Source organism: Mesorhizobium sp. M1004 (genome assembly GCF_040318795.1).
Classification (GTDB): domain Bacteria; phylum Pseudomonadota; class Alphaproteobacteria; order Rhizobiales; family Rhizobiaceae; genus Mesorhizobium.
Genome location: NZ_JAMYNB010000010.1, coordinates 70,695 through 82,354 on the forward strand (window position 1 = coordinate 70,695; position 11,660 = coordinate 82,354).

The 11,660-nt window shown below is 62.8% G+C and carries 13 protein-coding genes and 1 pseudogene; 7 read left to right on the forward strand and 7 right to left on the reverse strand.

Annotated features, from left to right (window positions below):
• Window positions 1–27: 27 nt before the first annotated feature.
• Window positions 28–252, reverse strand: a complete 225-nt coding sequence (locus NKH54_RS20865; RefSeq protein ID WP_023673272.1) for a hypothetical protein — start codon at window positions 250–252, stop codon at window positions 28–30.
• A gap of 230 nt (window positions 253–482) precedes the next feature.
• Here NKH54_RS20865 and NKH54_RS20870 point away from each other — a divergent pair.
• From NKH54_RS20870 to NKH54_RS20885, 4 genes and pseudogenes are all read left to right on the forward strand, one after another.
• Window positions 483–823 (forward strand): annotated as a pseudogene (locus tag NKH54_RS20870) (hypothetical protein).
• A 4-nt stretch (window positions 824–827) separates the two neighbouring features.
• On the forward strand, window positions 828–1,538 hold the full coding sequence (locus NKH54_RS20875; RefSeq protein WP_352595222.1) for a phosphatase PAP2 family protein: 711 nt from the start codon (window positions 828–830) through the stop codon (window positions 1,536–1,538).
• Window positions 1,539–1,826: 288 nt separating this feature from the next.
• Complete coding sequence (locus tag NKH54_RS20880) at window positions 1,827–2,096, forward strand: helix-turn-helix domain-containing protein (RefSeq protein ID WP_023673276.1); 270 nt, start codon at window positions 1,827–1,829, stop codon at window positions 2,094–2,096.
• Between the two features lie 79 nt (window positions 2,097–2,175).
• On the forward strand, window positions 2,176–3,897 hold the full coding sequence (locus NKH54_RS20885; RefSeq protein WP_023710372.1) for a SulP family inorganic anion transporter: 1,722 nt from the start codon (window positions 2,176–2,178) through the stop codon (window positions 3,895–3,897).
• 18 nt (window positions 3,898–3,915) lie between these two features.
• Here the strand turns inward: NKH54_RS20885 and NKH54_RS20890 are convergent, their stop codons facing one another.
• Window positions 3,916–4,773, reverse strand: a complete 858-nt coding sequence (locus NKH54_RS20890; protein WP_023710373.1) for an NHL repeat-containing protein — start codon at window positions 4,771–4,773, stop codon at window positions 3,916–3,918.
• 115 nt (window positions 4,774–4,888) lie between these two features.
• Here NKH54_RS20890 and NKH54_RS20895 point away from each other — a divergent pair, with 115 nt between their 5' ends.
• A complete protein-coding gene (locus tag NKH54_RS20895) occupies window positions 4,889–5,722 on the forward strand; it encodes a helix-turn-helix domain-containing protein (RefSeq protein ID WP_353028809.1) in 834 nt (277 codons plus the stop codon).
• 142 nt (window positions 5,723–5,864) lie between these two features.
• On the forward strand, window positions 5,865–7,241 hold the full coding sequence (locus NKH54_RS20900; protein ID WP_023755333.1) for an adenylate/guanylate cyclase domain-containing protein: 1,377 nt from the start codon (window positions 5,865–5,867) through the stop codon (window positions 7,239–7,241).
• Window positions 7,242–7,383: 142 nt separating this feature from the next.
• On the opposite strand, the gene NKH54_RS20905 is transcribed toward NKH54_RS20900, so the two are convergent.
• Both NKH54_RS20905 and NKH54_RS20910 read right to left on the reverse strand, forming a co-directional pair.
• A complete protein-coding gene (locus tag NKH54_RS20905) occupies window positions 7,384–7,680 on the reverse strand; it encodes a YciI family protein (protein ID WP_023703852.1) in 297 nt (98 codons plus the stop codon).
• 64 nt (window positions 7,681–7,744) lie between these two features.
• Complete coding sequence (locus tag NKH54_RS20910) at window positions 7,745–8,572, reverse strand: oxidoreductase (RefSeq protein ID WP_023673282.1); 828 nt, start codon at window positions 8,570–8,572, stop codon at window positions 7,745–7,747.
• Window positions 8,573–8,695: 123 nt separating this feature from the next.
• Between NKH54_RS20910 and NKH54_RS20915 the strand changes: the two genes are divergently transcribed.
• The gene (locus NKH54_RS20915; protein WP_023673283.1) at window positions 8,696–9,286 is read left to right on the forward strand and encodes a TetR/AcrR family transcriptional regulator; all 591 of its coding nucleotides are present in this window, start codon (window positions 8,696–8,698) and stop codon (window positions 9,284–9,286) included.
• Window positions 9,287–9,293: 7 nt separating this feature from the next.
• Here NKH54_RS20915 and NKH54_RS20920 read toward each other — a convergent pair whose 3' ends face one another.
• The 3 genes from NKH54_RS20920 to NKH54_RS20930 form a co-directional block, all read right to left on the reverse strand.
• Entirely contained in the window at window positions 9,294–10,094 is an 801-nt protein-coding gene (locus NKH54_RS20920) for a C40 family peptidase (protein ID WP_353028810.1), read from the reverse strand.
• Window positions 10,095–10,135: 41 nt separating this feature from the next.
• Window positions 10,136–11,074, reverse strand: coding sequence for a CHAD domain-containing protein (locus NKH54_RS20925; protein ID WP_352562441.1), 939 nt, complete (start codon window positions 11,072–11,074; stop codon window positions 10,136–10,138).
• A gap of 85 nt (window positions 11,075–11,159) precedes the next feature.
• Entirely contained in the window at window positions 11,160–11,657 is a 498-nt protein-coding gene (locus NKH54_RS20930; protein ID WP_023681278.1) for a CYTH domain-containing protein, read from the reverse strand.
• Between the last annotated feature and the right edge of the window lie 3 nt (window positions 11,658–11,660).

Here is an 11,660-nt window from a genome sequence, read left to right on the forward strand (position 1 = left end):
GAATTGCTCCAGGCCGCCTTGCGGTCCTCAGGCTGATTTCGGCTCCAACCGGCGGAAACCCACGGTTTCCATAAGCATATCTTCCTCGACCATGCCGGCATTGTGCAGCGCAAGCAGGTTCAGCGCGATCTCCCGCGCCTCCGCCGAATCGGGATGCACGTCGCGCCTGCGGCAGGCTTCGTCGAACACGCGTTGCAGCCTGGCGATGTCGTCGGGTTTCAGCAGGCCACGGTCATAGACGGACTTTGGCATGGCACTCTCCTCCAGAAGACGTAGGACGCCATGTTTAAAAGTCCATTCTTTTCCAATGCTTGAGCGCAGCTGCCTGGGTTTGCACGAATCCGACCGAGCGTGGCAGTCAGACCGCGATCGCGCTGCCATTCATTCAGCACCTCGGCCGTGGCCTGTTCCGCCGCAGTCTGCTTGACGTGCCGCCACGCTTGCGAAACAAGAGCTGCCACAAAGGACAGCGAGGCACAAAAGTGAGTTTCTGGGGACTGGCGCAGCTCGTCATTTCGACGGTGATCTTCCTGCTGGCGGCCATCGCGGCCAAGCAATGGGGGCTGGCGCCAAGCCTTGGCAAGATCGTGCTGACACTGGCGCTCTATACGGCGGGCAATCTGATGATGCTGCGGCTGGTTCGTGAGTTCGGCATGTCGGTGTCGTTCAGCCTGTCGGCGGTGATCCAGCTGGTGGCGGTCAATGTGGTGGCGCTGGTGTCTTCGGCGAACGCGTCAATGCCTTGCAGGCGACCGGCATCGTGCTGGCCATCGCGGCGGTGGTGCTGATCTCGCTCGGGCCTTACCTGCAGGGGCGACTGTAATCCGATGAACAACCCGCGTGCGTTCACCAACTGGCTTGAATTTCCGGTGCTGCTGGCCGGGCTGGTGATAGCCGCCGGGCTGTGGGGCTTCGAGGAACTGATGGAGGTGGCGCGGGCCACCACGCCGCACGCTTTCGATACTGAGATCCTGCTTGCTTTCCGAAAAGTGGGTCAGCCGGATGTTCCCGTCGGCCCGGCATGGCTGGAAGGCGCGATGCGCGACATCACCAGCCTCGGCAGCTCCAGCGTGCTGGTGCTGATCGTAACGGCGGTGATCGTCTACCTCCTGCTGATCCGTAGGCCGAGGACGGCGCTGCTGATCTTTGTCGCGGTGGCTGGCGGGCAGCTGCTGTCGACCTTGCTCAAGGCCGGCATCGACCGGCCGCGCCCCGATCTTGTCTCGCACCTGGCCAACGAGACGTCGCTGTCGTTTCCCAGCGGCCACGCCATGCTGTCGGCGGTGACCTATCTCACGCTGGGCTCGCTGGCAGCGCGCTTCCTGCCGGGACGAACGACGAAAATCTATGTCCTCAGCCTGGCGGTGCTGGTAACGCTGCTGGTCGGCGTCAGCCGCGTCTATCTCGGCGTCCACTGGCCTTCCGACGTGCTGGCGGGATGGTGCGCCGGCTTCACCTGGGCGACGCTGTGCTGGCTGGCGGCGCGAATGCTGCAGCGGAACAAGGCGGTGGCCGGTGGCAACGAGCCCGAAGACTGACGATCCGGAGCGACATTCAAATCAGCCGGTTGATCAGCCCGTGTCCGCAGCCTGCCAGCAGAAAAACCGCCGACAGCAAGGCTGCCGACGTCGTCAAGGTCCTGAAAATCTTCAACTGATATTTCCCCGCCAATAAGAGCCAAGGCGGTTAACGTAGCATGCTCATCCCGTATCCCGGCATCCGGCTTTGTGAGGAGATCATGTTTCATGTATGCTTTATCATGGTTGAAACATCACTATGATTGTATTACACGTCGTCTCCGCAGACTCAGACGGGGGTTCCGACCGATGATCACTGCCGCCCAGATGCGCGCCGCGAGGGCGCTGGCCGGCATCGATCAGAAGACACTCGCCGAGCGTGCCGGCGTTTCGCTTCCGACAATCCAGCGCATGGAAGCGAGTGACGGCGTGGTCAGGGGTGTGGTCGATACGCTGATGAAGGTTATCCAGGCTCTCGACGAGGCCGGGGTGGAGCTCATCGGCGAGAACCAGACCAGCGAGCGCGGCGGCCGGGGCGTGCGCCTCAAGCCGGTCGCGCCGCCGAACCCGCAAGGCTGAGCCGGCATATAGTCGCGACGGCGACCGCCGACAGTCCTGCCGACGATCCCGCCGCCTTCACGCAAGCGGAAGGCAGTCCATGGATCAGATCCGGCGGGCAGTGCATCAACCGGCCCAGAAGTCGGCAAAGCCGACATTTTCAGAGCTGTTCACGCCCAAGCTGGTGACGGTCTGGCGCGAAGGTTACCGCCTGCCGCAGTTCAAGGCCGACTTCATGGCCGGGCTGACCGTCGCTATTGTCGCGTTGCCGCTGTCGATGGCGATTGCGATTGCTTCGGGCGTGACGCCGGAGCGCGGCCTGTTCACCGCCATTGTCGGCGGCTTCATCGTCTCGGCGCTCGGCGGCAGCCGCTTCCAGATCGGCGGCCCGGCCGGCGCCTTCATCGTGCTGGTGGCGGCGACGGTGCAGCGCGAAGGCGTCGACGGACTGCTGCTGGCGACGATGATGGCCGGCATCTTCCTGCTCGCCATCGGCTATCTCCGGCTCGGAACCTATATCAAATTCATCCCTTACCCGGTGACGGTCGGCTTCACCGCCGGCATCTCGATCATCATCTTCTCCGGCCAGATCGTGGAACTGTTCGGGCTGAGGCTTGCCGGGCCGGAGCCCGGGCCGCTGCTGCCGAAGCTGATGGCGATCGGCCACGCGGCCGGCACGCTCAATATCTCGGCAACGCTGGTGGCGGCGCTGACCATCGCCACCATCGTCGGGGTGAAGCGCTGGCGGCCCGGCTGGCCGGGCATGCTGATCGCCGTCGGACTGGCCTCCCTTGTCGTGGCGCTGCTTTCGCTGCCGGCGGAAACGATCGGCACCCGCTATGGCGGCATTCCGCGCAGCCTGCCGTTGCCGGCACTGCCGGGACTCAACCTCGACAAGGCGATTGCGGTGCTGCCGGATGCGGTGGCTTTTGCGCTGCTCGGCGCCATCGAATCGCTGCTCTCGGCCGTGGTCGCCGATGGCATGACCGGGCGGCGTCACCGTTCCAATTGCGAACTGGTGGCGCAAGGCTTTGCCAACATCGCGTCTGCCCTGTTCGGCGGCATCTGCACCACCGGCACCATCGCCCGCACCGCCACCAATGTGCGGGCCGGCGCGCATGGGCCGGTTTCCGGCATGCTGCATTCGCTTTTTCTGCTGGTCTTCATGCTGGTGGCCGCACCGCTGGCCAGCTACATCCCGCTTGCCGCCCTTGCCGGGGTGCTGGCGGTTGTCTGCTGGAACATGTTCGAGAAGCAGGCCTTCGCCACGTTGCTGCGCGCTTCGCGCGGCGATGCCCTGGTGCTGATGGCAACCTTCCTGATCGTCGTCTTCCGCGACCTCACCGAAGGCATCGTCGTCGGCTTCGCGCTAGGCTCGATCCTGTTCATCGACCGCATGGCCAAGTCGATCGCCGTGGAGGCGGATTTGCCGCTGGTGCAGGACGATGTCGCCGACAGCAGCGGCCGCGCCTACGATGCAAGCGAGGCAAGCGACGCCGACACCGTCGTCTATCGCATCTCCGGCGCCTTCTTCTTCGGCGCCGCCTCTACTGTCGGCACGGTGCTCGACCGCATCGCCGACCAGCGCAAGAACTTCATCCTCGATTGTTCGGCGGTGCCCTTCTTCGATTCCACCGCGGCCAATGTCATCGAGGGCGCGGCGCACAAGGCGAAACGCGCCGGCGTGCGTTTCATCATCGCCGGCGCCTCGCCGCAGACACGGCGCATGCTGATCAACCACGGCGTCAAGCGGCCGCTGGTGACCTTTGCCGCTTCGATCAAGGATGCGCGGGCGCAACTCAAAGCCGTGCCCGTTGGCTGAGCCGGCAAATGTGCGCCGTCAGTCCAGGCTCAGCACCGCGATCTCGCCCTCGTTCATCAGCGGCACGAAAATCCGCGTGCCGTCTGTGCCGATATCGGCGCTGCCCGGCTTGAACTGCTCTACAGCCTCCGGCGCCTCGCCGACTTTGTACCGATAGAGCGTGCCGGTCATGAAGGCGGTGGCGTAGATGCTGTCGCCGATGGCGACGACGCCGTCGAGGTCGGCAAAGTTTTGTGCGCCAGGCAGCGGCGTCACGGCTTTCGTCGCGAGATCGACCGACAGCAGGCCCCCGGGCGCGGCAGTGCTGAAGTCCGGCTTGATGCCCTTGCCCCAGGACGCCACGATCAGCCGATCGCGATCGGCAAAGATGCCGTTGGGTGCGGCGAGCTTCGCATCCTTCACGAACAGTTCCGGCTTGTCGCCGTCAATGCGGTAGATCGCATCGGCCAGCATGTCGGTGACATAAACCTTGCCCGAACTGTCCGATGTCACGTCATTGAGGAAAACGGCGCCGGGCACATCGATCGTCGAGATGAGCTTGCCGCTGGCGAGATCGACGATGCGCACCTTGGTGATGTCGGCGACGTAGAGCTTGCCGCCAGAGATCGCCGAGCCCTTCGGTGCATCCATGCCGGCGGTCCAGTGCCGGCTAACGACCTTGCCGTCCAGCGACAGCACCGAGAGATAGCCGTTGCCGTCGGCCTCCCCGGGATTGCCGACGATGTTGGAGACGATAATGCGATTGTTGGCGGCATCGAACAGCGCCGATTCGGGTTGCTCGAAGCCCGAGGCGCGCCAGAGTTCGGCGGCCTCGGCCGCAGGCACGAGCGCGATACCGAAGGCGGCGAGACAAATAGAGGGGATGAGGGTTTTCATGGCCAGGTCTCCTGTGATGGATGGCGGAGAGGTAGGAGTTTCGATACTTTTCCGGAAGGAAGATTCGAGCTAGTATCGGAAACCGATACGAAATGGCGCAAAAGAGGTGCATTCCATGAACGGCTTGATTTTCGAGGCGCTGAAGCGGACGCTGAAGGCCAAGGGCGTCACCTATCGTGAGCTTGCCGGGCGGATGGGCGTTTCCGAGCCGACGGTGAAGCGCATCTTCCACGAGCGCAACTGCAAGCTCGACCGTCTCATCGGGATCTGCGCTGCCGCCGGCGTCGAGCTGGAAAACGTGCTGGGGTCGATGAACCGGGGGCCGGGACCGGTCAATCGCATCGCGCCAGAGGTCGAGCGCAAGCTTGCCGGCCGGCCGGCGTTGCTGTTCATCTTCGTCATGCTGTCGGAGAAATTTACGCCCGAGGGCGTCATGCGCTCGCAAGGCTTGAGCGAAGCGTCGATGTTCCTCTATCTGCGCGATCTCGAAGCGCTCGGCCTCATTGCGCTGGGCAGCGGGTTGTCGGCACGGCTGCTGGTCGACACACCGATCCAGTGGAATTTCGAAGGACCGCTCAGGCCGCTATTCGAGATGACAAACAAGAATTTCATCGGCTGGGCGATCACCCATCTGGAGCGGGAAGCGACCTTCGTCTCTTTCTCCAGGCGGATGCGGCCGGAGACGGCGGAGATGGTCAAGCGCGAGGCCGAGGAGTTGGCCGAGCGCGTCAAGCTGCTCGCCCATCACGACCAGCACACGACGCCGGAAGAGGGGTTGACCGGCTACAAATGGACGTTTGCTTTTGGCGCAACCCCGTTTCCGGCGATCATGCCGATCGGCCCGCACCCCAGGGATGCCGGGGCGTCCGACCGGCCCGCGGCTGCTGCAAAAGGGACGCCGTCCTTTGCCGGCCTGACTGGGCCATCATCCGAGCAGGATTGCATCTAGCGGCTGAGCTTGTCGCGCTCCAGTCCGGAGGTGCTTCAAAAATGAAGCCACATTCATGATAGAGTTCGCGCGCTGATTTGCCAGACTGTACGGGGCGGGTTTGCCGAATGCGTGACCGTCCCCGCAAAATCGAAGTGATCCTATGCCGACCGCGCCAACACTTGAACTTCGCCGCTATTCGCGCCTGAAAAATTTGCGGGAGCGCGCAGAGCGCCAGGGTGCTGCATTGCAGTTCTGGGCGCGCACGGCATCGCTCGCCGTGATCTCCTGCTTCTTTTCATTGATCAGCCGCTGGGATGCCTCGCTGCTCTTCGTGCTGGCGGGCCTCGCGCTGTTCCAACTCGTCGGCCTGATCCAGTTTCGCTTTGCGCGCCGTCGCAACGCGCCATGGTGGATCGGTTACCTCGTCGGTACGCTGGACATCATTCTGTTGACCGTTCTGCTGGTAACGCCCAACCCGTTTTCCCTCGAGGTCGCGCCGGCCGCGATGCAACTGCGCGAGGGCAGCTTCAAATTCCTGCTGATTTTCGTATGCCTTGGCGCGCTGACCCTTTCGACACGATTGGCGCTCTATCTCGGCGCGCTCGCGGCCTTGACGTGGACGATCGGGGTGGGATGGGTGGTTTTGCATGCGGGAACCGTCATTCCGGCAACGAACCTCTATTCGCTGCCGATGACAGAGCGACTGAATCTCTATCTCAACCCCAATTTCGTCGATACGTTCGCGCAGGCGACCAATGTGTTGGTTGTGCTGATTATCGGCGCGATCATGGCGCTGGTCGTCTCCCGTTCCCGGCATCTGTCGGAAGACTATGTCAAGGCAGAGCGCGCCCGCGCCAATCTCGCCCGGCATTTTTCGCCCAATGTCGTCGACCAGCTCGCCTCGGATGACGAGCCCTTCGGTCCGGTCCGCCGGCAGGATATCGCGGTGCTGTTCGCCGACATCGTCGGCTTCACACACTATTCCGAGGATCATCCGGCCGAAGCAGTGTTCGAACTACTGCGTCAGTTCCACCGTCGCATGGAGCAGGTCGTTTTCGACCACCATGGCACCGTCGACAACTATATCGGCGATTGCATCATGGCGACCTTCGGGGTTCCGCAAGCCAGCCATGACGACGCAACCCGGGCCATCCGGTGCGCTGAAGCGATGATCGCCGCTATCGAAGACTGGAATGTCCAGCGTGTGTCCAGGGGATATCCGCCGCTGGACGTTCGGATCGGTGCACAATATGGCGCCGTCGTCCTCGGCGCGGTCGGCAGCGAGCGCAACCTGTCCTTCGCGGTGGTGGGCGACACCGTCAACGTCGCCAGCCGTTTGCAGGCGCTCTGCCGGGAGCTTCAGGCGAATATTTGCTTTGGGTCACGACTGATCGAGGCCGCGAAGGCGGAATCGCTCGGGACACAGCTGAATGCGCGCGATCATGGACCGGTTAGCATCCGCGGCCGGGACGAACCGGTCCATGTCTGGGTCGAACACAGAGCCGAAAACCAGGGCGCTATTGCGGTTTCGGCGTGATGCAGGCCGCCATGTGAGACGCCTGCACCTCGGCAGGATGGACGCCAGAAACCTCGACAGGATCGCGCCCGCCAGCGTGCGCAAAGCTGGCCCGTTCGAGAGCGACTTTCGCTGCCGCATCGATGCGGTTTGGTCGAAATGGTTAGCCGTGCGTTTTCAAATGCAGCATCGGATGGTGTTCGTAGTGCCCGGCGCCATTCTTCACGATCGGGTCCTCCGAGGTGATCGCCTCTATGTCCAGATCATCGGCAATCCGATAGAGCGACACCCCATAACCGCCAGCCGGGTCCATCACGGGGCCGTGCGCGACGATAAGCCTCTTTTCAAGCAGGTCATCCAGGAATGCTCCGTGCTGCTTCATCCACTCTTCCTCATCGGTGGTCATCGTTGCCAGAAAGTCGGAACGCGGCGGAATATATTTGCACAAATAGGACTTCATTCGTCGCTCCTCGGCGAAAGGAGGCTCGCCTGCCGGACTGGCCTGGCGATGCCTTGATTTTAGATCAATCGGCCACGCCCATCTGCTTGCGGAAGCTCTTGTCGAACATGTTTTCGGGCACGAAGCGCCGCATGAAGCGAAGACGGCCTGCCGTTTTGCCAGGCGTATAGCGCATGCTCGGCGTCTTTTCGGTGGCTGCCTGTACCACTTTGTCGGCCACGGCTTCCACCGGATCGCCGCTCGCGATTCTGTTGCGCCAGGTCGAATTCATGGCTGAGCGCCCCTGTTCGTAGACGCCGGAAATCCGGTCAGGCTGTTCGGCGTTCTCTTCCAGTCCGGTGCGGGTGAAGGCGGGCTCGACAAGGGAAACCCTGATGCCGAACGTTCGAAGTTCGTGATCGAGCGACTCGGAATATCCTTCGACTGCGTGTTTGGTGGCGGTGTAGAGGGCGGTGAATGGCCCCGGCAGGAAACCGGACACCGAACTGATGTTGATGATCCGGCCCTCGCCCTGTCTGCGCATGATGGGCAGCACTTCATTGGTCATGCGAACAATGCCGAAGACATTTATGTCGAACAGGCTTTGGGCTTGAGCGACCGATGATTCCTCGGCGCCGCCGATCAGGCTGCGGCCCGCATTGTTTACCAGTACGTCGATCCGGCCGGCGAGGGCGACAACTTGCTTGATGGCGTCTCTGACGGACCCATCATCGGTGACGTCGCAAGGGACCATGTGAATGCCCTGACGCACTTCGTTGGGCGCAGCTCGGCGGCTGGTGCCGAACACGCGATACCCCGCCCGGATGAGCGCAAGTCCGGCCGCATGCCCGATGCCACCCGAAGCGCCGGTGATCAGCGCGATCTTCTCGGCGCGCGACTGAACTTGTGTCATCTCAACTTTCCTGCGTAATGATTATGATCGTAATCATTGGGTGATAATGACCGCCGCAATCATTGTCAAGCGCCTCCGCCACGTCTTATATGTCGATCATCATCAATAGGAGAGGATGCGGTCGTGAAGGTGAGCAAGGAGATGGTCGAGTTAAATCGAGAGCGGGTCATCGATACCGCCGCAAAGCTCTTCCGCGAACAAGGGATCGACGGGATCGGCATTGCCGATCTGATGAGCGCGGCCGGGCTTACCCACGGAGGCTTCTACCGACAATTCAAGTCGAAGGACGACCTCATCGTTCAGGCCATGCAGCGGGCCTTCAGTGACATGAGCGCCGATCTATCCGCCCGGCTCGCTTCGACCGATACTCCGTTTGAGACGCTCGTGCGCCACTACATCTCGGACCATCATCGCGACAATCCGGGGCACGGATGCAGCCTCACCGCACTGGCGGCCGATGCCGCCCGGCACGACGATCCAGCGCTTCGATCGTTCTTCGGAAGCATCGTCAGCAATTATGTCGCGTTGATCATTTCACTCCTGCCGGGAAGCGACCCGGCCGCGAAGCGGAGTGCCGCGATCGCATTCCTAGCGGAAATGGTCGGATCGGTGATCCTCTCCCGCGTCGTGCCCGATCCGACGCTTTCCGCTGAGATCATCGACACTGTCTCGAATGATCTCATAGGGCGCCACTCGCCATCGGCGCCGGTTTGAATGGTTGCTATTCGGCGGCCTTCGCCTCAGCGGCCCTATCTTCCCAGGTCACCGCCCGGTAGTCGAAACCAAATTCCAGCGTCGGTTTCACGATGCGGAAGAAGGGCGACAGGTCGAAGTCGCGCGGCGTGTAGAGCGAGTGGTGGCGGATGTGCAGGATTTCGCGGCGCGAATAGTTCGACTGCGCCGAGGCGCGGCCGGGCGCGCGGGTGATCTCGGGCAGGATCGGGTAGCGGATCTCACCATAGGCTTCGGCGATCAGCGTCGAGCAAATGGCGCGCGTCGGATCGCCGGAACCGAAAGCCAGCATGCGGCGGCGCCAGCGCACCGGCACCGGTGGCGTCGGCAGGAAAAAGCGCAGCATGTCGAAGATGTTCTTGAGATCGTATTTCAGGCCGAGCTTGCCGATCATGAAGGCGACGACATGGTCGCGGTCTTCCGGCGCCAGCCCGCTCGCCCGGCAGATACGGGTGTTGTAGGTGCGGTAGCGCGACAGCGGCACGGCGACACAGCCTTCGCCGAGCGTGACTTCGATCAGTCGACGCCGTTCCGATCCGTCCTCCGGTTCGGGCAACGCATCGCCGATATAGAAGGCCGCATGCGACCAGGTCGACTGGGTCAGGTATTTGATGGCCGCCGAGATCTTCTGGTTGCCTTCGATGAGCAGGATGTCGCCGGGCTCGAGCGTGCGCCGCAACGTCTCGGCATCGGACGGCGTGTAGGGCTCATAGCCCGAGGATTCGTCCTGCAGCCGGCCGGCAAGCCAGCGGCCAAGTCGGTCGAGAAGCGTGTCGCGCGGCGCGGTCATGGTAAAGTGTGACTAGCACGAGGTGACGCCCTCGGCCATGATCAACCGACCGGGACCTCTTTCGACAATACCGGGCCGGCGAGGTCGTCGCGCGCATTGCGCGCGAGTTTCTTTGTCGAGCGCTTGGGGCTGTCGCCGAACAGCTCGGCCGCTCCGGCGAGGCAGCTCTTCTTCAGGCTTTTTTCCGAGCGCTTCAAAAGCTTGCCAAGAAGCCTTGTGTCCTGCGCATCGCCGAGCGGCTCACCGTCGGCCTCGAGCAACACGCGCATGACGAAGACGTCGTGCAGTTCGCCGAGCCTTTCGCCCAGTTCGTCGACCGCCTTGCGCCGCACCTTGATCGGCGTCGGCCACAGCCGGCCGAGCAGCGACAAATGCATCGAGTGGGTCTTGGCAGCCTTGCGCAGATCGTGGAAATCCTCTGCTTCGCCGCGCGATCCCGCCCGGTCCAGCGCCTTCCTGGCACGGCGCAAGGTCTTGCGAGCGCCTTCCGCAAGCACATCGGCTGCATGCTCAGGCAGATCGGGGAGCAGCAGCCGCTCTATCCTGATGAGGCCTTCCTCGCAGGCGGCGGTGGCCGCGCCTATGGCGGCGTCGAGGCCGGCGCCGGCATGCATTTCATGCTGGCGGGCAATCAGCCGGTCGCGCACGCTGTCGAGGCCGCCGCCGGCAACCTGCTCGGGAAAGGCGGCTGCCAGCCGGTCGACGGTCTCGACCAGCGCGGTCGCCTCGCGCGGCCCGGCAAGCAGCGCCGCCACCTGACGGTAGCATTGGTTCTCAGTCCGACAGAATGTTTCATTTCCGGAACGGACCAGCCGCAGCAAGGCGCGCGCGCTCTTCAGCCGCTTGCGGCATTTGTGCAATGCCTGCTCCGGCTGGTCGCGCGCGACGGCCAGATGGGCAAGCGCCTTGCCGATCTCCTCGCCAAGGATACGCCTGACCTCGCCGGTCAGCGGCAGGCGCGGATCGATGCGAAAGCTCATGCGGCGATCTCCGGAATCCCCCTAGAGCATGATGCCGAAAAGTGTGAAGCGGTTTTCGGACGACATCATGCTCCATCTCTTTTGATTAGAGCCGGATTCCGATTTTAGGTCGACCCGACCTAAAATCATCCGGCTCTAGGGCGAGCGACGCGTTGTAAAATCTCTGCTCGCCGGTCACTTCGCGGCCGAGCCAATCGGGCAGCATTTCGTCAGGTACATCCTCCGGCGTCTCCAGTTCGGCCACCACAAGGCCGGCTAGGATCCCGCCGAAAACATCGACTTCGTAGAGATAGCCGCGATGCCTAACATGGTGGCGTGTCTTCTCGATGACATGTCCGATGGCGAAGGCCAGCATCTCCTCGGCATCAGTCAGAGGAATTTCATATTCGTATTCGTCGCGCTCGCGGATCTTGCTGCCGAATTTAAGCGTCAGCTTCGCCGAACTGCCGTCGCTGATGCGCACGCGCACGGTGCGGCCAGGTGCTGCGGCAAGATAGAACTGGCGAATGCGTATATTCGCCTCGGCCATTTCTAGCCATTCGGCGCTGGAGACCAGGAACTTGCGTTCGACTTCCTTGCCCATGGC